The sequence below is a fragment of the Williamsia maris genome (assembly GCF_024171815.1).
GTDB lineage: Bacteria > Actinomycetota > Actinomycetes > Mycobacteriales > Mycobacteriaceae > Williamsia_A > Williamsia_A maris.
In genome coordinates, this window is sequence record NZ_JAMTCJ010000003.1 from 241,408 (window position 1) to 266,577 (window position 25,170).

The window sequence follows — 25,170 nt, forward strand, 5'->3', positions numbered from 1 at the left end:
GACGTACCGTTGAACCATGCGAATCCTGCGCGCGTTCGTCCGCCCCGGGTGGGTGGCGCTCGCGATCGTGGTGGTCGGGTTCGCCCTCGCGTGCTTCTGGGTCCTCGCGCCCTGGCAGCTGGGCAAGAACACCCGCACCGAGCACCAGAACGACCTGATCAAGAGCGCGGTGACGAAGAGCGCCGTCGACATCGGGACCGTGTACCCGGGCACCGGGCCGATCCCGACCGACACCGAGTGGCGTGAGGTCACGCTGTCGGGGCAGTACCTGCCCGACAAGCAGGCCGTCGTGCGTCTGCGATCGGTCGACGACAGCCCCGCCTTCGAGGTCCTGACACCGTTCCGCGCCGACGACGGTCGCGTGTTCGTCGTCAACCGTGGATACGTCCGGCCGCAGCAGGGCACCGCACTGCCGCCGGTGAGCGTGGCGCCGTCCACCCCGACCTCGATCGAGGCACGGATCCGAGCCCCCGAGGGCACCAGTCCCGGGCGTGGTCCGCGCATCGAGGCCGGCGTCCTGCAGGTGTACACGATCGACCCGGCCGTCCTCGGTACGCAGGTGGGCCTGTCCGCGATGCCCGCCTACCTGCAGCTCTCCTCCGGCCAGCCCGGCTCGCTCGCCGAGATACCCATCCCGCAGCTCGACTCGGGCCCGTATCTCTCCTACGGCCTGCAGTGGCTGGCGTTCGGCGTGATGGCACCACTCGGGCTGTTCTACTTCGTGTACTCCGAGATCAAGCACCGCCGTGCCACGGCCAGACAGCGCGCCGAGGTCGAGGCCCGACTCGGGGCCAACGCCGCCGACGCGCTGCCCGATGTGCCCGACGCACCGGTCAAACGATCGCGCGAGCGGCGTCAGACCCTGACGAAGGCCTCGTCGTCGGGTATGGGCCAGACACGGGTCAAGGGCACGATCGGCGCCGGACCGGACCAGCAGGAGGCCCCGGACCGGATCCGGGAGAAGCTGGCGAGCCGCTACGGCGACTGACGCCGTCGTACCACCAGCGGGGTGAGCGTCGCGACGACCGCGGCCGCCAGCTGCACCCGTCGGGACAGCGTGACCGCCCGGTGCAGATCGGTCAGGCTCGGTGGTGGTCCGTCCCCCAGACGGGGACGTTCCTCGGTGCGATGCCGATACACGGTGGTGCCGCCCAGTCCGACTCCCAGTGCCCCCGCGAACGTCGACTCGACCACTCCCGCATTGGGACTCGGGTGGCGATGCGCGTCGCGGCGCCACGCCCGCAGTGCGTCGCGCCGCCGCGGGCCGACGACGACGATGAGCACCCCGGTGAGGCGGGCGGGTAGGTGGTTGGCGACGTCGTCGAGACGTGCCGACGCCCACCCGAACCGGAGGTGTCGCGGCGACCGGTACCCGACCATCGCATCGAGGGTGTTGATCATCCGGTAGCCGAGCAGCCCCGGCACCCCGGCGATCGCACCCCAAGCCAGCGGCGCGACGGTCGCATCGGAGGTGTTCTCCGCGACCGACTCCAGCGCGGCACGGACCATGCCCTGCCCGTCGAGACTCAGCGGGTCACGTCCGCACAGGCTCGGGATGAGAGCCCGACCGGCGTCGACGTCGTCGCGCTCGAGCGCGTCGGCGATGTCGCCACCGACACGGGCAAGGCTCGTGCCCCCGAGGACCGCCCATGTCGACGCCGCGGTCGCCACACAGCGCACGAGGCCCCCACGACGGTCGGCGGGCACGCCCACCGCGACAGCGGATCCCACGCACAGCGCGGTGAACATCACGCCCGCAGAACGGGTGTCGGCGTAGAGGGCGCGCTCGGCTCGACCGGCGAGACTGCCCATACCGGCGACCGGATGGAATCGAGCGGGGTCGCCGAGTGCGCGGTCGAGCACGACGCCGACCGCCAGTCCGAGGGCGCGCGCGGACGCCGGTGAGAGGGTGGTGGGGTCGGTACGCATCTCCACAACCTTCCCACCCCGCGTCGACGAGACCACGCCGTACCCGCGGTGCACCGATAGGGTCGGTCGGGTGGCCAGCCGTCGGAACACCGAACCTAGTGCCGGCGTCTACCCGATCGACACCGGGACCTGCGCCATCACCCGCGACGACGACGGTGCCGGATGGCTCGTGGAGATCAACGGTGTGCAGAGCTCGCACATCGATCCCGACGATCCGCGTCGCCTCGACTTCGAGTACATGCGGTGGATGGTGGCCGTCATCGAGGCGCGACACGATCGCGAGGAGGCCCTGCGGATACTGCATCTCGGTGCGGGTGCGTGTTCACTCCCCCGCTATCTCATCGACCGCTTCCCTCGTTCCCGTCACGTCGCGGTGGACGTCGACGCCGCGTTGGCGACCCTGATCCGCGAACAGTTCGACCTGCCCCGTGCGCCGGTCCTGCGCGTGCGGGTCGGCGACGCGCGCACGGTGACGGCGTCGCTGACCGACGACAGTCGTGACGTGGTGATCCGCGACGTCTTCGCCGGGGCGGTGACGCCGCCGCATCTGACCACCGTCGAGTTCACCGCCGAGGTCCACCGGGTGCTCCGTCCCGGCGGCCTCTATCTCGTCAACTGCGCCGACACCCGCGATCTCGCGCACGCCCGTGCCCAGACCGCCACCGTCGCCGACCGCTTCGAGAACGTCGCGATCATCGCCGACCCCGCCATGCTCAAGGGTCGCCGCTACGGCAACGTCATCATCGCCGGCAGCGACGGTCCGATGGACTCGACCCCGGCACTGGTGAAGCAACTGCTCGCCGGCGCCGTACCCGCCGGGATCCGTGCCGCGGGACAGGCGGCCGAGTTCGCCCGCGCCGCAGCGCCGCTGACCGATGCGATCCTCGCGGCCGGCCAGAGGTGAACGGGAGCCTGCTGCTCGACTGGGGCACGGCCGGCGTCCGTCACCTCCCGCGTGAGGTCGGTGTCGCGGTGGTGGTCGACGTCCTGTCGTTCACGACCACCGTGGGGGTCGCCTGCGAGCGGGGCGTGACGGTGCTGCCCTTCCAGTACGACCACGACAGCGCGCAGAGCTTCGCCGATGAGCACGACGCGGTGCTCGCGCAACGTCGGGACCGGCTCGATCGCACGTCGATCTCGTTGTCGCCGGACAGCATCCGACGATGCGTCGACCCACCGCGGCGACTGGTGCTGCCGTCTCCCAACGGCTCGACGATCTCCCGTCTGCTCCGCGCCGACGGGCGTGCGGTGATCGCGGGATCCCTGCGCAACGCCGACGCCGTGGCAGCCCTCGTGCAGCGCGATCATCCCGACGCCGCCGTGGCGGTCATCGCCGCGGGCGAACGGTGGGAGGACGGGTCACTCCGTCCTGCGGTGGAGGACCTGTGGGGCGCGGGGGCAGTCCTCGACGCCCTCACGCGCCGCGGCCGTCCGGACCTGTCGCCGGAGGCGTCGGCGGCAGTTCACGCGTGGCGGGGTGTCGCCGCCGACGCGTCGGAGACGTTGCACGACACGGTCAGTGGTCGCGAACTACATGCACTCGGTTTCGTCGACGACGTCCGGGTCGCCGCCGAGATCGGGGCGTCCGATGTGGTCCCGGTGATGGACGGCGACGTCTACCGCGCCACGCGGTGAGCCACCCGCTCGTCAGCCGTCGGTCAACAACTTCTTCTTGACCACCTTGCCCATGGCGTTGCGGGGCAGGTCGTCGACGAAGCGGACCTCCCGGGGACGCTTGTGCGCCGAGAGCGATTGCGCCACATGATCGATCAGCGTCCGAGCCAACGCGTCCGGATCGGTCGTGTCGTCGGCCGACCGGACCACGAACGCCACGATCCGCTGGCCGAGGTCGTCGTCGTCGACACCGACCACGGCGACCTCACCGACGGATTCGTGACCGAGCAACGACCCCTCGATCTCACCCGCGCCGACACGGTAGCCGCCGGACTTGATGAGGTCGGTCGACATCCGACCCACGATCCGGTGCATGCCGTCACCGTCGATGAGGGCGGCGTCGCCGGTGGCGAACCACCCGTCGGGCAGCCACGACTGCGCCGTCGCCTCCGGCCGGTCGAGATATCCCGAGGCCACCATCGGCCCACGCACGAGCAGTTCGCCGACGGCCTCGCCGTCGTGCGGTAGATCGGCCCCGGTGTCGTCACGCAGACGGGTCTCGACACCCTCGACGGGTAGGCCCACCCAGCCGGGCCGGCGATCACCGTCGGCGCGTGTGCTGATGGTGATGAGTGTCTCGGTCATCCCGTACCGCTCCACCGGCTCGTGACCGGTCAGTTCGCGCAGGGCCTCGAACACCGTGGGCGGCAACGGCGCACTGCCCGAGACGAGCAGGCGGGCCGAGCGCAGCGCCCGCGCGTGCTCCGGCGCGGCGGCCACGCGCGACCACACCGTCGGCACACCGAAGTAGATGCTGCCGGGATGTGCCGCGTAGTTCTCCGGGGTCGGTTTCACGGTGTGCACCAGACGTCCACCGATCCGCAGGGGTCCGAGCAGACCGAGGATCAGTCCGTGGACGTGGAACAGCGGCAGACCGTGCACGAGCGTGTCCTGCGACGTCCACTGCCAGGCCTGCGACAGCGCGTCGATCCCCGCCGCGATGGCACCGTGCGTCATCACCACGCCCTTGGGCGGACCCGTGGTCCCCGAGGTGTACATCACCATCGCCGGGGCGCCCGCCCGCGGCTGCGGATGCCGGTGCCAGGACCGGGCGTAGAGGCGGACCGGGATGTGCGGCCGACCGCATGCATCGGTCGGTGTCGCTCCCAGCCACGCCTGCGCGCCGGAGTCGTCGAGGATGTGGTGGAGTTCGGCCGACCCGCTGTCGGGCGCCACCGGAACCACCACCACGCCGGCCATGAGCGCGCCGGTGACCGCGATGCACGTCTGCATCGACGGGACCGCCTCGATCGCGACGCGGCTGACGGCGCCCAGGCGTTCGGCGGTCGACGTCGCGGCGCCGACGAGGTCACTGCGGGAGAACACCTCGTCGCCGATGGTGACCGCGTCGGACACGTCCGAACGGCCTGCGACGACGTCGGGGGTCAGGAGTGGGAGGAGCACCAGATCACTGTGGCACACCGGCACGGACGCACTCTGTCGGTGGCCGATCGTAGGGTCGCCACATCGTTCCACCGCCACTTGGGAGTCGCCATGTCCTTGCCCCTCACCGATCTCGAATTCGACGACGAGATCGATCGCGCGTGGTCGCGTTTCCATCGGTCGCTGGTGTCCCGACTGTCCGGGATCACCGACGACGAGGTGGTCTCGTTCCGGCGCGAGCGGGCAGACGCCGACTCCGCGCCCGACCTGACGGTGCGTCGCCTGCATGCCGGGGTGGTCTGCGCGGTGCTCACGGTCGATGCGGACGTCGACCAGGCCGCACTCGCAGGGGGATGGTCGCGAACCGGGGAACGTCACCTCACCGGACTCGCGTCCTCACAGGCGCCGGCCGATCTCGTCGACTCCGTGATCGTGGTGGCCCGCACCGTGTGGGGCATCACCCACCCGAGCTTCCTGCGTGCGGTGCGGTCGGTACCCGCGATCACCCCGGGTTCGCGGGCCGCAGCCATGGCCGACCACCCCGCGGGCGGCATCGGACGGACCGTCCGCCGGGTGGTGCACGAGCGGTTGGCCGGGTCGGTCGAGGTGGACCACTACCAGGCCCTGGAGCTGCGCTACCCGGAGGCGTTGGTGCAACTACAACTGTGGGAGGTCGAGCGCAGCGCCCTGCTCTGGACCACCATCCGGGGCGTCGTCGATCCGGCCCGACTCGAGGTCGCACGCGTTCTCGTCGACAGGTGGCCGGGGCTCGAACTCGTCTCCGAGGGCACGCTGGTGGACGTGGAACTCGCCGTCGACCTCGGCGATCGTCCGACGCGGTCGATGATCGCGGCACTCGACCGCTGGCACGACTTCATGCGCGACGGGTACCGGTCGGTCGTCGACGCGCTCGTACGCCCCGGCGACGACACCCCCACCGAGGTACCGCCCGCACTGCGCGCCGTGATCCGACGTCACCGCGACGACCGACGCGTCGGGTCCGACGAGTTGAACGATCTCGTCGGACTGGGTCACGCAGAACTCCTGGACTCACTCGACCTCTGCCGTCGTCGGTCGATCTCCTGGATGGACTGGGCCGACCGGCGACGATCCGCCGACGACGCCGACGGCAGTGCGACGGCGTTCCGGGAGGCGCAGGTCTGGGACGCGACCTACGCGACGGTCGGCGCCGCGTTGCGGATGTCGGTGTCGCCGAGCGCGTGACCCGCGCGCCGCGCTCGCCGCGGGGTCAGTCGCAGCAGTCGCACCCCGACCCCGTCGAGGTGGTGGCCGATCGCGGCGCAGGCACCGCGCAGCAGGCGTCGCCCCGCCACGCCGCCCGGCCCTCTCGCACCGCGACCGCCGCGATGACCAACGCGGCGATCGGATCGGCCCACGACCACCCGAGCACACTGTTGAGCACCAGACCGACCAGGAGGACGGCGGACAGGTAGGTGCAGAGCAGGGTCTGCTTCGAATCGGCCACCGCAGAACGCGATCCGAGCTCGCGACCCGCCCTGCGCTGCAGCCAGGAGAGCCCGGGCATGACGGCGAGGCTCACCGCGGCCAGCCCGATGCCGATCCGGGAGTGCTCGGCGTTCGAAGTGCCGACGAGGGAACCGACCGCGTCCACCGAGACGTAGGCGGCCAGTGCGAAGAACGACACCGCGATGATCCGTAGCGCGGTGCGCTCGCGGCGCTGCGGGTCGGACGCGGAGAACTGCCAGGCCACCGCTGCGGCCGAGGACACCTCGATCACCGAGTCGAGCCCGAAACCGACGAGAGCGGTCGACGACACCCGCGCGCCCTCGGTCAGGGCCACCGCCGCCTCGATCACGTTGTAGGTGATCGTCGCCGCGACCAGGATCTGTATACGTCGGGACAGCAGACGTCGGCGCGTGTCCGTCAGCGGCGTGGGCGACGTCGTGGCGTTGTCGCTCATCAGCAACATCCGCTCGCGGAGTCGGCACAGCACGCCGGATCCACCGCGAGCACGACGGTCACCAGGTCGGCGATCGCCTGTCCGATCGTGGGGTCCGCGAGCTCGTAACGGGTTCGGCGGCCCTCGGGAGCGGCGACGACCAGGCCGCAACCCCGCAGACACGCCAGGTGATTCGACAGTTTTTGTCGACTGACCCCGAGGTCGTCGGCGAGATCGGCGGGGTACCGCGAGCCGTCGGCCAGCGCGAGCAGGATCCGCGCCCGCGTCTCGTCAGACAACGCGTGCCCGAATCTGGCCAGCACCGACACGTTCGCCAGGACATCCATGGTCGATGACCGTACAGCCATATCTGTATTCAGAGAACCCTGTACTGCAGTCCCGCTAGCGTGAGGCCATGCGAACAGTGGGTGTCGACCTCGCCGCGGAGCCGGCGAAAACCGCCGTCGCCACCGTCGACTGGCAGAACGGGCAGGCGACGCTCGTCGATGTCCGACTCGGCGCCACCGACGACGACCTGGTCGCGGCGTCACAGGGCGCGGCACGGGTCGGCATCGACTCGCCGTTCGGGTGGCCGGACGAGTTCGTCGCCTTCATCTCCGCCCACCACCGACACGGCGCCCCTACCCACGGACCGCTGAACACCCGCGCGGCGCGCGGACCACTCGTCCGCCGGACCACCGACGACGTGGTCCGTGAGCGGACCGGCCTCATCCCACTGAGTGTCTCCGCCGACCTGATCGCCCACGTCGCGTTGAGATGCGTGGGCGTGTTGGCCGCACTCGACGTCACCGACCGGGTCGACGGCCGTGCTGTCGAGGCCTATCCGGCGGCGGCCCTGTCCACCTGGGGACTCACGTCACGGGGATACAAAGGCCGCGCCAACGACGCCGTCCGCAGGACCCTCGTCGGCCAGTTCGTCGATGCCGCACCGTGGTTCGACCTGGGCACGCATCACGATCTGTGTATGCACAGCGACGACGCCTTCGACGCGGTGCTGGCCGCTTTCCTGGCTCGCGCCGCGGCGATCAGGCGGACCCACCTGCCGACCGGACCCCAGCGAGAGGTGGCGGTACGCGAGGGCTGGATCCACCTGCCCGACATCGCGCTGTCAGACCTCGCGACGGACTGACCTCGCCCGGTCGATCCGGTCAGCGACCGGCAGGCAGACCGAAGGTTCGGGTCACGTCGAGGTATATCCCCCGCTGCGCGTCACGCGCGGGCGGCAGGATCTCCGGCGCCCACCCGTCGAACTGGGTGGTGGTACCCACCACCGGCACACCGGCCACGACGAAGTCGGCAACCGCGCGCCGCAGGTGGTTGGCGCTGCTCACGATGATCGCGTTCGCCAGTCCGCGCGACCTGATGATCGCGGCGCTGTTGAGCGCGTTGGCGACCGTGGACCCGGCGCGCGTCTCGGCGATGATCCGGGACGCGGGGATACCGCGACCGATCAGCCACCTCTTCATCGCGGCCGCCTCGGTCACACCGTTCTGCGGCGCACCACCGGTGACGATGACCGGGGAGAAAGGCGCGACCAGGGCCTGCACCCAGGTCTTGTTCAACCGTTGGATCAGTTCGGGTCGCATCGTGCCGTTGGGCAGCAACCCGTAGCCGAGCGCCACGATGGCCGTGCGGGGGCCGATGATGCCCGGCAACGGGTTGGGAACCGTGGCGATGCCGGCACCGATAGCGCCGAACACCCCGCCGACCCCACGGGCCGTCGCGGGTGAGACCGCGTTGAGACGCGCGAGTGCGCTCGCCTTGGTCGGGAAGTCGTAGGCGTAGTCGGCCCAGATGGCCTGCAGCGCAAGCGCCTGGCGGTCATTGGGGGCAACGCGCACGAGTGCGGCCAGATCGGCGAGTCCACCGGCGACGTTCCCGTTGGAGAACTTGCCCTGCGCGGAGTTGTAGAGGGTCACCGACGGGGCCGGTTTCGCCGACGCGGGCGCGGGCGCCACCAGCACCTGGGTGGCACCGACACCGGTGGTGATGACCGCCAGGGCGCCGATCACCAGGCCGAGTCGACGGACACGGGACCACAACTGCATGACGATGCTCCTCTGAGGTGACGGACGGCCACGGCCGTGACGGCCGTCGACTGACGCGGGCGTCGTTGCGCGCGGTCCCGACGTCAGGCGACCCGGGGACGAAGACGAGACTACTGGGACCCCTGGGTCAGCAGAGCTCAAAGTGGTTTCATATGCGTAACAACCCGGCATCACGTCCGCGCGTCGTCGGACCGGTTCGTCCTGATCCTGCGATCACTGTCGCCCGGCGGATCCGACACCTCGAATCCCCACCGCGAGGCCCACGACGGCGACCGCGATCGCCGCCAGCACACCCTCACCGACAACCCGCGGATCGAAGGACCCGCTGAACAGGGCTCGCTCGGCGTCGACGACGTACGCCAGCGGGTTGACGTCGACGAGAACGCGCATCCAGCGCGGCGCGGAGTCGAGCGGGAGCATCGTCCCGGACAGGATCAGCAGCGGGAACATCAGCGTCTGCTGCACGGTCCAGAACACCCAGTCCTGTTGTCGCACAGCCAGAGCCAGGCTGTACGACAACGCCCCGAGACCCACGCCGAAGATCCCGAGTATCGCGATCCCCAGCACCGCGCCACCGACGTCGACCCCGAAACCCAGGGGCAGACCGATGGCCAGGATGATCACGGCCTGTGCCGCCAGCGGGATCATCTCCTTCATCGCGCGACCGATCAACAACGACGAACGCGCGAGCGGCGTCACCAGCATCCGCTCGTGACTCCCCTGCTGCATCTCGGCGAGCAGGTTCGACCCGGTCATCGATGTCCCGAAGATCGCGATCATGACCAGGACGCCGGGGATGAACCAGTTCCACACGTTCCCGGATCCGGCACCGGGCACCGATTTCAGCAATGGACCGAACAGGGCGAGCAGGATCAGCGGTTGCACGAGGCTGAAGATGACCGTGAACGGATCACGAATGGTCGGTCGCAGCTCGCGGATCATGACGATCGAGCTGTCGCGGGCGATGGTGGATGCACTCATGGTGGGCTCCTGAAACTTTCGGTGTGGTGGTCGATCAGGCCGCTGCGTGTTCGCGCAGGCTTCGGCCGGTCAGGGACAGGAAGACATCGTCGAGAGTGGGGCGCGAGACGGTCGCGGAGGTCACCTCCACGCCGCGGCGTTGCGCCTCGACGATCAGGCGCGGGAGAAGGTGCCCCGCGCCGGTGGCGACGATCTCGACCAGACCCTGGTCACCGAGGACCTCGACACCACGGGTCTCGGTGAATACCTCAGCCATACCTGCGATCTGGGCGAGATCCGTGGCTGCCGCGCCGAGCCGGACACGGTCGCCGGCGAGCGTGTCCTTGAGGGTTGCCGCCGAATCGTCGGCGATGACCGTCCCGTGATCGATCACCACCACCCGCTCGGCCATCGCGTCCGCCTCGTCGAGGTAGTGGGTCGTGAGCACGATCGTGGCGCCGGTCGAGCGACGCAACATCCCGATGTGTTCCCACAGGTTCGCGCGGCTCTGGGGGTCCATACCCGTGGTCGGCTCGTCGAGGAACAGGATCGAGGGCCGGTGGACGATCCCCAGCGCGATGTCGAGCCGGCGGCGCTGCCCACCGGACAGAGTGCCCACCCTGCGGTCCACGAGCTCGCCCAGATCCAACGCGCCGACGAGCTCGTCTGCACGGGTGATGCTGTTGCGCTTGCCGATACCGAAGCAACGGCCCTGGGTGATCAGCTCTTCGCGGACGCGCTGGTTGTGACCGGCGCCGTTGCCCTGACCGACGTAGCCGATGCTGCGCCGCACGAGTTCCGGGGCGGTGGCGACGTCGTGACCGCCCAACCGCGCCGATCCGGAGGTCGGCCGCAGCAGCGTGGTGAGCATGCGCAGCGTGGTCGACTTGCCTGCGCCGTTGGGACCCAGCAGCGCGACGAGCTCGCCGCCGGCGACGTCGAGCGAGATCCCCCTGACCGCGTCGACTCTGCTCTTGCCCTGCGTGAACGTCTTCGTGAGCTCGCGTACCTCGATGGTCGCCATCGTCTACTCCTGTCGTCTGCGTCGATTGATCCGCGAGGCCGGCGTCGACCTGCTGCGATGGACGTTAGGATTTATTGAGGACGCGTTCGGTCCTCAATTCGATAGATACTTTCGGTGGGAATGCAGACACCTCTACGAACGGGGCACGACATGGTGATGGAGACCTCCGCGCGGCTGTTGCGGCTGCTGTCACTTCTCCAGATGCGGCGCGACTGGTCCGGCGGCGACCTCGCCGCTCGACTCAACGTGACCACGCGGACGGTGCGACGCGACGTCGACCGACTCCGCGAACTGGGTTATCCGGTCGACGCGACGGTGGGCGTGGGCGGCGGGTACCAGCTCGGCGCGGGCGCGGAGATGCCACCGCTGCTCCTCGACGATCAGGAGGTTTTGGCGGTCGCGCTCGGATTGCAATCGGCAGCAACAGGTTCGGTGACCGGACTCGATGATGCGGCCATCCGGGCACTGCAGAAGCTGCGGCAGGTGATGCCGTCGCGGCTACGGCATCGGCTCGACTCCCTGCAGGTCGACACGGTCGCGTCGCCGGCGTCGCGATCGTCGGTCGACGCGGGCACCCTCTCCGACATCGCGGCATGCTGTCACCGGGTCGAGCGGCTGCGCTTCGACTATCTCGACCGCTCGGAACAGGCCAGCCGACGCGAGGTCGAACCATATCGACTCGTGCGCAGTGGCTTTCGCTGGTATCTGGTGGCGTGGGACATCAGCCGGGAGGACTGGCGATCGTTCCGGGTCGATCGGATGACGCCCAAGATCCCCACCGGACCGCGGTTCTCGCCGCGGCCACTACCCGAGGGCGGTGCGGCGGCCCATGTCGCGGCCAGCATCGGCGCGCTCTGGCGCACGACGAGCGCGCGGGTTCGGATCCACGCTCCGATCGAGGACGTCGCACCCATGGTCGACGGCGACTGGGGCGTGGTCGAGACCGGTGACGAGACGAGTTGCGAGATAACGCTGTTCGGTACGTCGATGACCTCGATCGCACGATGGCTGCGCGCATTCGGGGCGGACTTCACCGTGGTGGATCCGCCCGAACTCGCCGACGAATGCGTCGAGGTGGCGCGCTATCACGAGCAGATGAGCCTGCGGTACCGGTCCGCGGTGCGGTGATGCGAACCGGCCCGCTGCGCTCAACCGGTTTTCGCGCGCCCGTCGGCCGCCTGCGTCTGGGCACTCTGCACGATCCGACGCGCAGCCATGTGCGCCCGGGTGTCGAGCAGGTCCATCGGGATCGGTAGCGCCACCGCTTCGCGCAGCACCAGGGTGGCCAGACGCACCGAGGTCCGGAACGGTATGAGCAACAACGTTATCCGGCGCAGACTCCCGGTGATGACCATCAGATGGAGATCGATCGACGCCGGGGTCCCGGGATGTGCGGGGAACTCGGCGGCATTGAAGTTGGGGAAGGCGGACGTGTTCGTCCAGTTCACGCCGATTCCCTCGACCGCACCGACCCGCGACGCGAGCGCGAGCATGAGGTGCGGGAGTTCGCCGGCGACCCTGTTGGTCTGCGGCCACCACGCTCCGTCGACGTCGCGTCCCGCGACCTCGGACAGGGCAAGTCGAACCGGCTGTGCGCTGCGCCGATCGACCTCACCCACGGTGATCAGTGGTCAGAGGCGGAATGCGGATGCTTGTCCGCATTCTCGGCGTCGGAGAAGGTGGGGTTGCGTACTGACGCGTCGCTGGACTCGGCGGGCGCTTCGGCCACTGCCGTGTGCGAGAAGAGTTGCGTGTAATCCATGGTGATCCTCACAGGGCGCGAAGAGATGCGCCGCTTGTTTTCAGAGGCGACGATCGAAGGATGCCGACCATCGCGGGGTTGAGACGTCTGCCGGAGAGCGACAGATGGTGAACCTGTGCCTCACGCTACACCGGTGGCCTTCCGTGCGGACGATGTGCGACACACCCGGGTGTCACGCCGGGACATCGGATGGTCGTCGGGTAGCAATGCACTGACCACGAGACAAGCGAATCACGTGCTCGATGGCCGGAGATGAGGGTGGGGAACAATGCTCGACCGATCAAACTTTCTCGTTGCTTGGGACAAACGGCTGGAATGGCCGCTGGCCGCGGTGGCTGCTGCTTTTCTCGCCGCCTACTCGGTCCAGGTTCTCGCCCAGCCGTCCGGGATCGAACGAGCCGTCCTCTCCGCGGTCGTGGCGGCTGCATGGTCGGCGTTCGCCATCGACTACGTCGTCCGCCTCGCCGTAGCCCCCGACAAGGGGCGATGGTTCGTCCGACACCTTCTCGATCTCGCCGTGGTCGCCCTACCGCTGCTCAGGCCGTTGCGATTGCTTCGGCTCGTGATCTTGTTCGGCGCGTTGCAGAAAGCGGTCGGGGGCGCAATCCGTGGACGCGTCGTCATCTACACAGCCGCGAGCGCAGTTCTTCTCATCTACGTTTCCTCATTAGCGATCCTGGAGGCCGAGCGCCCTCGGCCCGACGCCGCCATCAAGACGTTCGGAGACGCGGTGTGGTGGTCGATCACGACTGTCACCACTGTCGGATACGGCGACTACGCACCGGTGACCATCACAGGCCGGATCATCGCGGCTCTCTTGATGATCGGCGGCATCAGCCTGATCGGAATCGTGACCGCAACCCTGGCGTCGTGGATCGTCCAACGTGTGGCTCAGGAAGACGTGGCGAATCAGGTGGCAACAAAACAGCAGATCCGGGACCTGCACGATGAACTCGCCGAGTTGCGCAACGCGATCACCCGCTCGCAGACGGTGCGCGCAGAGGGATTTGAACCCCCGACCGCTGGTGTGTAAGACCAGAGCTCTAACCACTGAGCTATACGCGCCGACGGCGCGCCACGGCGCCGATGCAGACACGAATCTATCGCGCCACCGGGCATCGGAAAAATCGCGAGTCGGCCCTCTAGGACTGCAGGGCGGCGAGTGCACGCTCCCACAGCGTGTCGTCGCGGGCCTCGCCCGGCCCGACCACGTCGGAGAAGGTGATGATCCCGTCCTGGCCGACGACGAATGTGCCGCGGTTGGCGTAGCCGGCCCGGGCGTTGAAGACCCCGTAGTTCATCGCGGTCACCCCGTGCGGCCAGAAGTCCGAGAGGATCGGGAACAGGAATCCCTGCGCCGACGACCAGATCTTGTGTGTGGGGGGCGGACCGACCGAGATGGCCACCAGGGTGGTCCGGTCGGTCTCGAAATCGGGGAGACGGTCACGCAGGATGGCGAGTTCGCCCTCGCAGGTGCCGGTGAAGGCCAGCGGGAAGAAGACGACGAGGACCTTCTTGGTGGCTCGTGCCGCCTGCAGGCTCACGCGTTGGTTGTTCTGGTCGCGCAGTTCGAAGTCCGGGGCGATCGAGCCGGGCGGCAGCGGCCGCGAGGGCGTGGCCGACGGGGAGTCCATCGCTACCCGGGCCACCTGTCCGAGCGATCCTGCACCGGCGGGCGAGGAGTCGATCACGCGCGCTTGGCCGAGCGCGACTTGGGTTGCACCAAGCGCGATCCGGACCAATCCCCCAGGCTGATGACCGAGGTCTGGGTGAGTCCCGCCGTGGGCGCGGACTCCGCGATCTCGGCGGGATCGACGTAGCCGGACGTACCGGTCTTCGGTGAGAACACCCAGACGTATCCGTCGTCGGCGAGCGGTCCGATGGCATCCATCAGGGCGTCCACGAGGTCACCGTCGTCATCACGCCACCAGAGGACGACGACGTCGATGACGTCATCGGAGTCCTCGTCGAGCATTTCCGCGCCGACGCGGTCCTCGATGTCGACGCGGAGGTCGTCATCGGTGTCCTCGTCCCACCCGAGTTCCTGCACCACCATGCCCGGAGTGAATCCGAGCTTCTCGGCGCGATTACCATCCGCAGCGGCAACCAACGCGTGCGACCTCCTCATCAGGTTTCCCGACCGAACATGTCGTGCGCCGATACCCCCGATGGGAAACCGGCCGATTGGTACTAGAGAACAGCGTGTGCGACGAAGTTGCAAGCCGAGTACCCGATCCCGAGCGGGTGCCGGACGGCGTCGTGGCCGGTGAGCCCGATATCGGACCCACCGAACGCGTCATCCGCCCGGCGAGCCGGACGGCGACGCCGGAACCGCGGGCGCGGTCGACGAACTCGAGGCCGCGTAGGGGCCACAGGAATCTAGAACGGCGTCGCGGGCGCGGATCCACGCCGTCGACGCGGAGTTGAGGGGTGCCCGCGTCCTGGTGCCGACCGCGCGCGACAACGCGCCCGTGCGGTCTACGAGCGCCTGGGCCTGCGACCGGACCCCGTCGGACACCTGATCGGTCAGGGCATCGGAGATCGCGCCGGAACCACGGGTGAACTCGTCGACGGCCCGCCGGTCGGCGCCGGCGAGGTCGGCGTAGGCCTGCTTCGAGTTGAGGGCGGCGACGAACGCGTTGTAGGTCCGCAGCATCGACACCACCGAGGTGGTGACCGTCGCACACAGGCTGTACTCGGCGTCGGACACGGCGTCCTGACGGCTGCGGGCCGCGCTCGAGGACTGGTCGGCGCGGTACTGACCGGCCGCGATCGCGTCGACCTGTCCGGAACCGTCGACGTCGGAGGTGCAGCCCGTCGCGAGGAGGAGCAGCGTGCCCAGCACCAGCGCGCCGATCGCGCGTTGCGGACGCGCCACGGCGCCCGTGCTCTGAGCCTTCACAGGTGAATAGTGCCTCAGCCGACACAGGCGGACCAACACATCAGCCGAGTCCGACGCGCCGCGCAGCACCCGACGTGCCGGGCCCGATCCGACCGACTTGACCGCTGCGCTGCCAATCGGAGATCACATACGGCACGATTGGTGACGTACCTCGCCCCGGCGCCACCATGCCGGGTCCGGGGTCGCACCGACGCGGGCGCACATTCCGCTCTCGGTGAGCCGATCAGGTTCCGGCCACAACATGCCGGTCGACACGAGGAGTTATCCACCAGTGACAGAGCAGAGCACGCAGGATGCACGCGGCGCGAGCGGCAAAGACCGCTCGTCGGGCACCGACCGGGTCCGCGTCATCCGTGAGGGCGTGGCGTCCTACCTACCCGACATCGATCCGCAGGAGACCGACGAGTGGTTGGAGTCCTTCGACGGGCTGTTGGAGAACGCCGGTCCCGGACGTGCGCGCTACCTGATGCTGCGACTGCTCGAACGCGCCAGCGAACGCCGTGTGTCGATCCCGTCGCTGACCTCGACCGACTACGTGAACACCATCCCGACCGAGAACGAGCCCTGGTTCCCCGGTGACGAGGACGTCGAGCGCCGGTTCCGGGCGTTCATCCGTTGGAACGCGGCGATCATGGTGCACCGCGCCCAGCGACCGGGCGTCGGCGTGGGCGGACACATCTCCACCTATGCCTCGTCGGCGGCGCTCTACGAGGTCGGTTTCAACCACTTCTTCCGCGGCCAGGACCACTCCGGCGGCGGCGACCAGATCTTCATCCAGGGCCACGCCTCCCCCGGCATCTACGCGCGCGCCTACCTCGAAGGCCGTATCGACGAGCACCGCATGGACGGGTTCCGTCAGGAACACAGCCACGCCGGCGAGGGCGGCGGTCTGCCGTCGTACCCGCACCCGCGGCTCATGCCCGAGTTCTGGCAGTTCCCCACCGTCTCGATGGGGCTCGGCCCGATGAACGCCATCTATCAGGCTCGGTTCAACCACTACCTCGACGGCCGCGGCATCAAGGACACCTCCGACCAGCACGTGTGGGCGTTCCTCGGCGACGGTGAGATGGACGAGCCCGAATCGCGCGGCCTCGCGCACGTGGCGGCCACCGAGGGCCTCGACAACCTGACCTTCGTCATCAACTGCAACCTGCAGCGTCTCGACGGTCCCGTCCGCGGCAACGGCAAGATCATCCAGGAGCTGGAGTCGTTCTTCCGCGGCGCGGGGTGGAACGTCATCAAGGTCGTCTGGGGCCGCGAGTGGGACGCCCTGCTGCACGCCGACCGCGACGGCGCCCTGGTGAACCTGATGAACACCACGCCCGACGGCGACTTCCAGGGCTACAAGGCCAACGACGGCGCGTTCGTCCGCGAACACTTCTTCGGGCGCGATCCGCGCACGAAGGAACTGGTCAAGGACATCTCCGACGACGACATCTGGAAGCTCAAGCGCGGCGGCCACGACTACCGCAAGGTGCACGCCGCGTACGCCTCGGCGATGGCCCACAAGGGTCAGCCGACGGTGATCCTGGCGCACACGATCAAGGGCTACACCCTCGGCAAGCACTTCGAGGGCCGCAACGCGACGCACCAGATGAAGAAGCTGACACTCGACGACCTCAAGGACTTCCGCGACAGCTGCCGCATCCCGATCACCGACGAGCAACTCGAGAAGGACCCGTACCTGCCGCCGTACTACCACCCCGGCGCGGATGCACCCGAGATCCAGTACATGCTCGACCGGCGCAAGACCCTGGGCGGATTCCTGCCCACCCGCCGGACCCAGAGCAAGACCCTGAAGCCGGCGACCGACGGCGTCATCAAGGCCATGGCCAAGGGCTCGGGCAAGCAGCAGGTCGCCTCGACGATGGCGCTCGTGCGCATCTTCAAGGAACTGATGCGCGACAAGGAGGTCGGCAAGCGCGTCGTGCCGATCATCCCCGACGAGGCACGCACCTTCGGTATGGACTCGTGGTTCCCGTCGCTGAAGATCTACAACCGCAACGGACAGCTCTACACCTCCGTCGACGCCGACCTGATGCTCGCCTACAAGGAGAGCGAGATCGGCCAGATCCTGCACGAGGGGATCAACGAGGCGGGCTCGACCGCGTCGTTCACCGCGGTCGGCACCTCGTACGCGACGCACGACGAGCCGATGATCCCGCTGTACATCTTCTATTCGATGTTCGGGTTCCAACGGACCGGCGACGGCCTGTGGGCCGCGGCCGATCAGATGGCGCGCGGTTTCGTCATCGGTGCGACCGCGGGCCGGACGACGCTGACCGGCGAGGGCCTGCAGCACGCCGACGGACACTCGTTGGTGCTGGCCTCGACCAACCCCGCGGTGGTGGCCTACGACTCGGCCTACGCGTACGAGATGGCGCACATCATCGTCGACGGACTCCGACGGATGTTCGGCGACGACCCGGAGAACATCTACTACTACATCACCGTCTACAACGAGCCGATCTCACAGCCGGCGCAGCCCGACGACCTCGACGTCACCGGCGTTCTCAAGGGCATCTACAAGTGCCACGCCGCGCCGGAGAGCAAGCAGTACCCGGCGAACATCCTCGTCTCGGGGGTCACGATGACCGACGCGGTCCGGGCGCAGGAACTGCTCGCCGAGGACTGGGACGTCGCGGCCGACATCTGGTCGGTGACGTCGTGGGGTGAACTCACCCGTGACGGTGTCGCCTACGAGAAGGCGTCGCTGCGCGATCCGGACGGCGAGCACGAGCAGCCGTTCGTCACCTCCGCCCTGTCATCGGCGCAGGGCCCGTTCGTCGCGGTCAGCGACTTCATGCGCGGGCTGCCCGAGCTGATCCGGGCGTGGGTGCCCGGCACCTATCTGACGCTGGGTACCGACGGGTTCGGTTTCTCCGACACCCGTCCGGCCGCGCGCCGGTTCTTCAATGTCGACGCCGAGTCGATCGCGGTCGGCGTGCTCGCGGCCCTCGCGCGGGAGGGACACATCGAGTTCTCGGTCGCCGCGAAGGCCGCCGACCGGTACGACATCACCGACGTCCTCGCGGCGCCGGATCAGACGTCGGATCCGGGCGTCTCCTGATCGATCACCGTCCTCCCGCACCGCGCCGCTCCTCATACGGTGGCGTGGTGCGGGGCGATCGGCGGATCCCCGCACGTCGAGCACCTACAGTGGTCAGGTGACCGACACCCCCCACGTGCCCGAACAGAATCCCGGTGACCTGTTCAGCGCGCGGGGCGCGCGCGTGCCCGCACCGGCGAACATGCACGACGCCCTCCCCGACACGCTGCTGCGGCGCGTCAAGCAGTACAGCGGTCGGCTGGCCACCGAGGCCGTGCACTCGATGCAGGACCAACTCCCCTACTTCGCCGATCTCGAGGCCGGGCAGCGCGCCAGCGTCCAGCTGGTCGTACAGACCGCGGTGGTCAACTTCGTCGAGTGGCTGCAGGATCCCGACGGCAACGTCAAGTTCACCGTCACCGCGTTCCAGGTCGTGCCCCAGGACCTCGCGCGCCGGATCAGCCTGCTGCAGTCGGTCGAGATGGTCCGCGTGGCCATGGAGTTCTTCGAGAAGTGGCTCCCCCTGCTCGCGCGTAACGACGCGCAACTGCGGGCACTGACCGAGTCGGTTCTGCGCTACGGCCGCGAGATCGGTTTCGCCGCGGCGGCCATCTACGCCTCGGCGGCGGAATCCCGCGGCGCATGGGACTCGCGACTCGAGGCCCTCGTCGTCGACGCGGTCGTCCGCGGCGACAGCGGCCCCACCCTGCTGTCGCGCGCCGCGGCGCTCAACTGGGACGCCGACGCGACCGCGACGGTCGTCGTCGGGTATCCGCCACCCGAACTGAACGTGTCGGTCCCTCTCGCCATCCACACCACCGCACGTCAGCACGAGCGGTCGGCGTTGTCGGTCGTACAGGGAACGCACCTCGTCGCCATCGTCAGTGGACAGATGGACGCCAGTGACCCCTTCGTGGCGAAACTGCTGACGCACTTCGCGGACGCGCCGGTCGTCATCGGACACACCACCGCCAACCTCGGCGCGGCCCACTCGAGCGCCGTGGAGGCATTGGCGGGCATGGATGCGGTGGCCGGCTGGCCGGGTGCACCGCGTCCGGTGCACAGCTGGGAACTGCTCCCCGAGCGCGCGCTGCTCGGCGACTCCGCCGCCGTCACGACTCTCAACGACTTCCTCGTGATCCCGTTGGCGAAGGGTGGGGCCACCCTCACGAACACGCTCGACGCCTACCTGGATTCCGGCGGATCGGTCGAATCGTGCGCCCGAGAACTGTTCGTTCACCCAAATACTGTGAGATATCGACTAAAGCGGATAGCCGAGGTGACGGGCCGCGACCCGATGAATCCGCGCGATGCGTACGTCCTGAGGGTGGCATCGACGGTCGGACGACTGGCACAGGTTCGACACGAAACGCGATCATGAGTCCCATGCGTCACAGTGGTTTCGGATTTACTGGGTAACCTCCTATTGAGTCCGCGTCCCGGCTGTTCACTATCACGAGTCTCGATCCGGTGACAAACGGGATACGTGCAGACAGCCGTTTGTAGGAACCGCACAAAACCTCGGCGCAAGGTTCGGCCCCACCAACACCCACACGACGAGCCCTCAGGGTGTTCTCTGATCAAGTGCTCTCGTTGCTAGCGCCCGGACAGGGCTCACAGACCCCCGGGATGCTCGAGCCGTGGCTCGAGCTACCCGGCGTACAAGACCAGATCGCGACATGGTCGAAGCTGACCGGCCTCCAGCTCGAACGGCTCGGCACCACGGCGACCGCCGAGGAGATCACCGACACCGCGGTGACGCAGCCGCTCGTGGTCGTCTCCGCCCTGATCGCCTACGACGAGATCGTCAAGCGCGGATCGTTGCCGTCGGACCTCGTCGTCGCCGGCCACTCGATCGGCGAACTGGCCGCGGCCGCGATCACCGGTGTGATCAGTCGCGACGAGGCCGTGTCCCTGGCCGCCATCCGTGGCGCCGAGATGGCCAAGGCCTGCGCGCTCGAGCCCACCACCATGGCCGCCGTCCTCGGCGGCGACGAGCAGCAGGTCCTCGACCGCCTCGCCGAGCTCGATCTGATCCCGGCCAACCGCAACGCCGTCGGCCAGATCGTGGCCGCCGGACGCGTCGAGGCCATCGACGAACTCATCGCCAACCCGCCGGAGAAGGCGCGAACCCGTAAGCTCTCCGTCGCAGGCGCCTTCCACACGCGGTACATGGCGCCCGCGCAGGATGCGGTGGCCGCGGCCGCCGCGACGATCACGCCACAGGACCCCACCTGTGTGCTGCTGTCGAACTTCGACGGCAAGCCGGTCACGACGGGCAACGACGCCCTCGCGAAGCTGGTCGCCCAGGTGACCAACCCGGTTCGATGGGACCTCTGCTCGGCAACGATGCGTGAGCTCGGGGTCAGCGGACTGGTCGAGCTGCCCCCCGCCGGGGCGCTGACCGGTATCGCCAAGCGCGAGTTGAAGGGCACACCGACCCGTGCCCTCAAGACCCCCTCCGATCTCGAGGCGATCACAGAGCTTGGATAGCGGCGCCGCACACCGCAGGCGCCCCCGGAGGACGAACACTCTCGTGATCGTCGGTCCAAACGGTGGCCAGACCACCGCTTCCGGAACCATGTGAAGTCGAAGAACGAACAACAGAAGGGAGTCACCCAGTGGCGACTCAGGACGAACTCATTGCCGGCATCGCGGAGATCATCGAAGAGGTCACCGGTATTGAGCCCTCCGAGGTCACCGTCGACAAGTCCTTCGTCGACGACCTCGACATCGACTCGCTGTCGATGGTCGAGATCGCGGTCCAGACCGAGGACAAGTACGGAGTGAAGATCCCCGACGAGGATCTGGCCGGCCTGCGCACCGTTGGTGACGCCGTGAACTACATCCAGAAGCTCGAGGCCGAGAACCCGGAAGCCGCCGCAGCCATCAAGGCGCAGGTGGACTCCAACAAGAAGGCTGAGTGAACTAATTGACATCATCTCTTCGCGAATTCTCAACAGCGGCGGGGAACTTTCCCAGCGTCGTGGTGACCTCCATGGTCGCCACGACGTCCGTGGGTGAGGATCTCGACTCCACCTGGAAGGGCCTGCTCGCCGGCGAATCCGGGATCCGGACGCTGACGGACGATTTCGTCACCGAGTACAACCTGCCGGTGACCTTCGGCGGCAAACTGGTGAAGGACCCCACCGAGGAGGTGTCGCGCGTCGAGGCACGGCGCATGAGCTATGTCGAGCGCATGGCCCATGTGATGAGCAAGCGGTTGTGGGAGAAGGCGGGCGAGCCCGAGGTCGACCACGACCGTCTCGCGGTCGTTCTCGGCACCGGGCTCGGTGGAGGCGACGCCCTCATCGCGGCCCACGACGCCATGACCCTGACCGGCAACTACCGCAAGGTGTCGCCGCTCGCGGTGCCGATGACCATGCCGAACGGACCCGCTGCGGTCATCGGTCTGAACATCGGCGCCCGGGCCGGGGTCATCACCCCGGTGTCGGCCTGCTCGTCGGGCTCGGAAGCCATCGCGCACGCCTGGCGGCACATCGTGCTCGGCGACGCCGACATGGTCGTCACCGGTGGTGTCGAGGGCTTCATCGACGCGGTCCCGATCGCCAGCTTCGCCATGATGCGTGCGATGAGCACGCGGAACGACGATCCGGCGGCGGCGTCACGTCCGTTCGACAAGGACCGTGACGGCTTCGTCTTCGGCGAGGCCGCGGCTCTGATGGTGATCGAACGTGAGGACCACGCCCGGGCACGTGGCGCGCACATCCATGCGCGTCTGCTCGGCACCGGCATCACGTCCGACGGCTACCACCTGGTGGCACCGCATCCCGAGGGAACCGGTGCCGCGCGTGCGATGCGTCGTGCGCTGGAGACCGCCGGGCTGCAGCGCAGCGACATCTCCCATGTCAACGCACACGCGACATCGACATCGATCGGCGACACCGCCGAGGCGTTGGCGATCAATTCGGCAATCGGCGAGCACGCTGCGGTGTACGCACCGAAGTCCGCGCTCGGGCACTCCATCGGGGCTGTGGGTGCATTGGAATCGGTACTGACCGTCAAGGCGATCGAAGACGGGGTCATCCCGCCGACGCTCAACTTGGAGAACCAGGACACCGAGTGCAATCTCGACGTCGTCGCCGGTGAGCCGCGGTACGGGCAAATCGACTACGCCATCAACAACTCGTTCGGATTCGGTGGGCACAATGTGGCGCTCGCCTTTGGGCGCTACTGACACACGTGTCGCGTTCGCGCACACAGTGACTCTGTCGAAATCGTTAGGAGAATCGATGACCACCATGGCTCCGATCACTTCCCAGGAGGAATCCGTCGATCCACGCGACCCCTTGCTGCGATTGACCAATTTCTTCGATGAGGGCTCGATGTCGCTCCTGCACACCCGCGACAAGTCGGGCGTGCAGGCCGCGGTCGGCCGGGTGAAGGGCGTGCGCACCATCTCCTACTGCACCGATGGGACCGTCATGGGCGGCGCCATGGGCGTGGTGGGGTGTGCGCACATCGTCAACGCCATCGACACCGCCATCGCCGAGCAGGCTCCGATCGTGGGCATCTGGCACTCCGGCGGGGCTCGCCTCGCCGAGGGTGTCGAGGCGCTGCACGCGGTCGGCAAGGTGTTCGAGGCCATGGTGCGTGCCTCCGGTTACGTGCCGCAGATCTCGGTGGTCGTCGGCTTCGCCGCCGGCGGCGCCGCCTACGGTCCGGCCCTGACCGACATCGTCATCATGGCGCCGGCCGGTCGGGTGTTCGTCACCGGGCCGGACGTCGTCCGCAGCGTCACCGGCGAGCAGGTCGACATGGAGTCGCTCGGTGGTCCGTTGACGCACGGCAAGAAGTCGGGTGTCTCGCACATCACCGCCGATTCGGAGCCGGATGCGCTGTGGCGTGCCCGTCGCCTGATCGGGACGTTCAGCCAGCAGGGACACTTCAGCCGTCAGCGCGCCGAGGCCGGGGACTCCGACCTGCGGGCGTTGCTGCCCACGTCGAACCGTCGCGCTTACGACGTGCACCCGGTGGTGCACGGTTTGCTCGACACCGACCTGGCCGCCGACGGCGAGACCGAGATCTCCAGCTTTGAGGAGATCCAGCCGAAGTTCGCGCCCAACATCGTCGTCGGGTTCGGGCGGTTGTCCGGCCGGAGTGTCGGTGTGGTCGCCAACAACCCGCTGCGCATGGGTGGTTGCCTCAACTCGCTCAGCGCGGAGAAGGCGGCGCGGTTCGTCCGCCTGTGCGACGCGTTCGGCATCCCGCTGATCGTGCTGACCGACGTCCCGGGCTACCTGCCCGGCGTGGGCCAGGAGTGGGAAGGCGTCGTCCGTCGTGGCGCCAAGCTGCTGCACGCGTTCGCCGAGTGCTCGGTCCCCCGCGTCACGCTGGTGACCCGCAAGATCTATGGCGGCGCCTACATCGCGATGAACTCGCGGGCGCTGGGTGCCACGGCCGTGTTCGCATGGCCCGGCTCCGAGGTCGCCGTCATGGGGGCCAAGGCCGCCGTGGGCATCCTGCACAAGAAGGCGCTGGCCGCAGCGGCCGACGACGAGCGCGAGGCTCTGCACGAACGCCTCGCCGTCGAGCACGAGGCCATCGCCGGCGGTGTGGGACGCGCGCAGTCCATCGGTGTCGTCGACGAGATCATCGATCCGGCGAAGACCCGCAGCATCGTCGCCGAGGCACTGGCCTCGGCGCCGGCACGACGCGGACGGCACAAGAACATCCCGTTGTGATCCACAACTGACGTTCAACGGACAAGGACCCGGACTCCCGCAAGGGAATCCGGGTCCTTTTTCGTGTTGGGCCGTTGTTGCGCTGTGTTGGGCTCTCGTTCGCGCGTGTTGGGCCCTCGTTCGCGCGTGTTGGGCCCTCGTTCGCGCGTGTTGGGCTTTCGTTCCTGCGTGTTGGGCCCCGTGTCAGCCGACGCGCTGGTGCAACCAGGTGACCTCGGCGCCGGCGCCGCCCATGCGGAACGCTTCCAACGCCTCATCCCACGCGGTGCCGAGTGCCGCGTCGAGCCGGCCTGCGAGTCCGGCGCTGTCGGGCTGGGAGTCCATCAGGGAGCGCAGCTGCAGCTCCCCGATCACGACGTCGCCGTTCGCGCTCATCGATCCGCGCCAGAGTCCGAGACCGGGGACGTGGGAGAACCGTTCGCCGTCGACGCCGTCACTGGCGTTCTCGGTGATCTCGAACCGCAGCGCCGACCACTCGCGCAGTGCGTTGGCGAGACGAGATCCCGTGCCGACCGGACCGGTCCAGTCGACGGTGGCGCGCTGCAGACCGGGTGCGGCGTCCTGCGCCGACCACTTCAGGTTGGCGCGGGCGTCCAGGGTCGACGACAACGCCCACTCGACATGCGGGCACAACGCTGTGGGCGACGAGTGGATGTACACCACGCCCGTCGTCAGGTCAGCGAACTGCGAAAGAGTGCGCATTGTTCTACCTCCGGGTCTCGACGAGGAACGTCTTCCCCAACGACCTTGCGACACCGCGGATAGCACAACTTTGATCACAAGTGTGCCTCA

Annotated in this window: 26 protein-coding genes and 1 tRNA gene; 13 read left to right on the forward strand and 14 right to left on the reverse strand. The window is 68.4% G+C overall.

Going from position 1 to position 25,170, the window contains the following annotated elements; all coding sequences use genetic code 11:
• The first annotated feature begins 16 nt into the window (after positions 1-16).
• Positions 17-988 (forward strand): SURF1 family cytochrome oxidase biogenesis protein, encoded by a 972-nt coding sequence (locus LX13_RS14450; protein ID WP_253662030.1) that lies wholly within the window; start codon positions 17-19, stop codon positions 986-988.
• Here LX13_RS14450 and LX13_RS14455 read toward each other — a convergent pair.
• Positions 976-1,929: a cobalamin biosynthesis protein gene (locus tag LX13_RS14455; protein ID WP_253662031.1), complete on the reverse strand. Its 954-nt coding sequence runs from the start codon at positions 1,927-1,929 to the stop codon at positions 976-978. The genes LX13_RS14450 and LX13_RS14455 overlap by 13 nt on opposite strands.
• 70 nt (positions 1,930-1,999) lie before the next feature.
• On the opposite strand from LX13_RS14455, the gene LX13_RS14460 reads away from it, so the two are divergent.
• Together LX13_RS14460 and LX13_RS14465 are read left to right on the forward strand one after the other, a co-directional pair.
• On the forward strand, positions 2,000-2,833 hold the full coding sequence (locus LX13_RS14460; RefSeq protein ID WP_253662032.1) for a spermidine synthase: 834 nt from the start codon (positions 2,000-2,002) through the stop codon (positions 2,831-2,833).
• Positions 2,830-3,564, forward strand: coding sequence for a 2-phosphosulfolactate phosphatase (locus LX13_RS14465; protein WP_253662033.1), 735 nt, complete (start codon positions 2,830-2,832; stop codon positions 3,562-3,564). Before LX13_RS14460 ends, LX13_RS14465 begins: the two co-directional genes overlap by 4 nt.
• A gap of 12 nt (positions 3,565-3,576) precedes the next feature.
• Here the strand turns inward: LX13_RS14465 and LX13_RS14470 are convergent, their stop codons facing one another.
• Positions 3,577-5,007, reverse strand: a complete 1,431-nt coding sequence (locus tag LX13_RS14470) for an acyl-CoA synthetase (protein ID WP_253662034.1) — start codon at positions 5,005-5,007, stop codon at positions 3,577-3,579.
• Positions 5,008-5,097: 90 nt separating this feature from the next.
• Between LX13_RS14470 and LX13_RS14475 the strand changes: the two genes are divergently transcribed.
• On the forward strand, positions 5,098-6,210 hold the full coding sequence (locus LX13_RS14475; protein WP_253662035.1) for a TY-Chap domain-containing protein: 1,113 nt from the start codon (positions 5,098-5,100) through the stop codon (positions 6,208-6,210).
• Between the two features lie 25 nt (positions 6,211-6,235).
• Here LX13_RS14475 and LX13_RS14480 read toward each other — a convergent pair whose 3' ends face one another.
• Together LX13_RS14480 and LX13_RS14485 are read right to left on the reverse strand one after the other, a co-directional pair.
• Entirely contained in the window at positions 6,236-6,937 is a 702-nt protein-coding gene (locus LX13_RS14480) for a cation efflux transmembrane domain-containing protein (protein WP_253662760.1), read from the reverse strand.
• Positions 6,928-7,254, reverse strand: a complete 327-nt coding sequence (locus LX13_RS14485) for an ArsR/SmtB family transcription factor (protein ID WP_253662036.1) — start codon at positions 7,252-7,254, stop codon at positions 6,928-6,930. The genes LX13_RS14480 and LX13_RS14485 overlap by 10 nt, the downstream gene beginning before the upstream one ends.
• Before the next feature lie 68 nt (positions 7,255-7,322).
• Here LX13_RS14485 and LX13_RS14490 point away from each other — a divergent pair, with 68 nt between their 5' ends.
• Positions 7,323-8,057: a DUF429 domain-containing protein gene (locus LX13_RS14490; RefSeq protein WP_253662037.1), complete on the forward strand. Its 735-nt coding sequence runs from the start codon at positions 7,323-7,325 to the stop codon at positions 8,055-8,057.
• 19 nt (positions 8,058-8,076) lie between these two features.
• On the opposite strand, the gene LX13_RS14495 is transcribed toward LX13_RS14490, so the two are convergent.
• From LX13_RS14495 to LX13_RS14505, 3 genes are all read right to left on the reverse strand, one after another.
• Positions 8,077-8,976, reverse strand: coding sequence for a YdcF family protein (locus LX13_RS14495; protein WP_253662038.1), 900 nt, complete (start codon positions 8,974-8,976; stop codon positions 8,077-8,079).
• A 213-nt stretch (positions 8,977-9,189) separates the two neighbouring features.
• A complete protein-coding gene (locus LX13_RS14500; protein WP_253662039.1) occupies positions 9,190-9,957 on the reverse strand; it encodes an ABC transporter permease in 768 nt (255 codons plus the stop codon).
• 34 nt (positions 9,958-9,991) lie between these two features.
• Positions 9,992-10,960, reverse strand: a complete 969-nt coding sequence (locus tag LX13_RS14505; RefSeq protein ID WP_253662040.1) for an ATP-binding cassette domain-containing protein — start codon at positions 10,958-10,960, stop codon at positions 9,992-9,994.
• Between the two features lie 153 nt (positions 10,961-11,113).
• On the opposite strand from LX13_RS14505, the gene LX13_RS14510 reads away from it, so the two are divergent.
• Positions 11,114-12,088, forward strand: a complete 975-nt coding sequence (locus LX13_RS14510; RefSeq protein ID WP_253662761.1) for a helix-turn-helix transcriptional regulator — start codon at positions 11,114-11,116, stop codon at positions 12,086-12,088.
• Between the two features lie 20 nt (positions 12,089-12,108).
• On the opposite strand, the gene LX13_RS14515 is transcribed toward LX13_RS14510, so the two are convergent.
• Both LX13_RS14515 and LX13_RS14520 read right to left on the reverse strand, forming a co-directional pair.
• Positions 12,109-12,579, reverse strand: coding sequence for a DUF5994 family protein (locus LX13_RS14515; protein ID WP_253662041.1), 471 nt, complete (start codon positions 12,577-12,579; stop codon positions 12,109-12,111).
• A 5-nt stretch (positions 12,580-12,584) separates the two neighbouring features.
• Positions 12,585-12,722, reverse strand: a complete 138-nt coding sequence (locus tag LX13_RS14520) for a hypothetical protein (RefSeq protein ID WP_188490059.1) — start codon at positions 12,720-12,722, stop codon at positions 12,585-12,587.
• A gap of 268 nt (positions 12,723-12,990) precedes the next feature.
• Here LX13_RS14520 and LX13_RS14525 point away from each other — a divergent pair, with 268 nt between their 5' ends.
• A complete protein-coding gene (locus tag LX13_RS14525) occupies positions 12,991-13,755 on the forward strand; it encodes a potassium channel family protein (protein ID WP_253662762.1) in 765 nt (254 codons plus the stop codon).
• Here the strand turns inward: LX13_RS14525 and LX13_RS14530 are convergent.
• From LX13_RS14530 to LX13_RS14545, 4 genes are all read right to left on the reverse strand, one after another.
• A tRNA-Val gene (locus LX13_RS14530) sits at positions 13,715-13,787 on the reverse strand. The two genes, LX13_RS14525 and LX13_RS14530, sit on opposite strands and share 41 nt — an antisense overlap.
• 77 nt (positions 13,788-13,864) lie before the next feature.
• Positions 13,865-14,356: a peroxiredoxin gene (locus LX13_RS14535; protein ID WP_253662763.1), complete on the reverse strand. Its 492-nt coding sequence runs from the start codon at positions 14,354-14,356 to the stop codon at positions 13,865-13,867.
• 53 nt (positions 14,357-14,409) lie between these two features.
• Complete coding sequence (locus LX13_RS14540) at positions 14,410-14,832, reverse strand: DUF3052 domain-containing protein (protein ID WP_253662764.1); 423 nt, start codon at positions 14,830-14,832, stop codon at positions 14,410-14,412.
• 186 nt (positions 14,833-15,018) lie between these two features.
• Positions 15,019-15,624 carry an Rv2240c family protein gene (locus tag LX13_RS14545; protein ID WP_253662042.1) on the reverse strand — a complete coding sequence of 202 codons (606 nt, stop codon included), beginning with the start codon at positions 15,622-15,624 and terminating at the stop codon, positions 15,019-15,021.
• A 241-nt stretch (positions 15,625-15,865) separates the two neighbouring features.
• On the opposite strand from LX13_RS14545, the gene aceE reads away from it, so the two are divergent.
• The 6 genes from aceE (at position 15,866) to LX13_RS14575 (ending at position 24,378) form a co-directional block, all read left to right on the forward strand.
• Positions 15,866-18,694 (forward strand): pyruvate dehydrogenase (acetyl-transferring), homodimeric type, encoded by a 2,829-nt coding sequence (aceE, locus tag LX13_RS14550; RefSeq protein WP_301301270.1) that lies wholly within the window; start codon positions 15,866-15,868, stop codon positions 18,692-18,694.
• Positions 18,695-18,875: 181 nt separating this feature from the next.
• Positions 18,876-20,054: a PucR family transcriptional regulator gene (locus LX13_RS14555; protein ID WP_253662766.1), complete on the forward strand. Its 1,179-nt coding sequence runs from the start codon at positions 18,876-18,878 to the stop codon at positions 20,052-20,054.
• A gap of 203 nt (positions 20,055-20,257) precedes the next feature.
• A complete protein-coding gene (locus LX13_RS14560) occupies positions 20,258-21,166 on the forward strand; it encodes an ACP S-malonyltransferase (protein ID WP_253662767.1) in 909 nt (302 codons plus the stop codon).
• A gap of 128 nt (positions 21,167-21,294) precedes the next feature.
• Positions 21,295-21,600, forward strand: coding sequence for a meromycolate extension acyl carrier protein AcpM (gene acpM / locus LX13_RS14565; RefSeq protein ID WP_188490056.1), 306 nt, complete (start codon positions 21,295-21,297; stop codon positions 21,598-21,600).
• Positions 21,601-21,605: 5 nt separating this feature from the next.
• Complete coding sequence (locus LX13_RS14570) at positions 21,606-22,871, forward strand: KasA/KasB family beta-ketoacyl-ACP synthase (RefSeq protein ID WP_301301271.1); 1,266 nt, start codon at positions 21,606-21,608, stop codon at positions 22,869-22,871.
• Positions 22,872-22,926: 55 nt separating this feature from the next.
• Positions 22,927-24,378 carry an acyl-CoA carboxylase subunit beta gene (locus tag LX13_RS14575; RefSeq protein WP_253662044.1) on the forward strand — a complete coding sequence of 484 codons (1,452 nt, stop codon included), beginning with the start codon at positions 22,927-22,929 and terminating at the stop codon, positions 24,376-24,378.
• 183 nt (positions 24,379-24,561) lie between these two features.
• On the opposite strand, the gene LX13_RS14580 is transcribed toward LX13_RS14575, so the two are convergent.
• Positions 24,562-25,080: a DUF3145 domain-containing protein gene (locus tag LX13_RS14580; RefSeq protein ID WP_253662045.1), complete on the reverse strand. Its 519-nt coding sequence runs from the start codon at positions 25,078-25,080 to the stop codon at positions 24,562-24,564.
• Between the last annotated feature and the right edge of the window lie 90 nt (positions 25,081-25,170).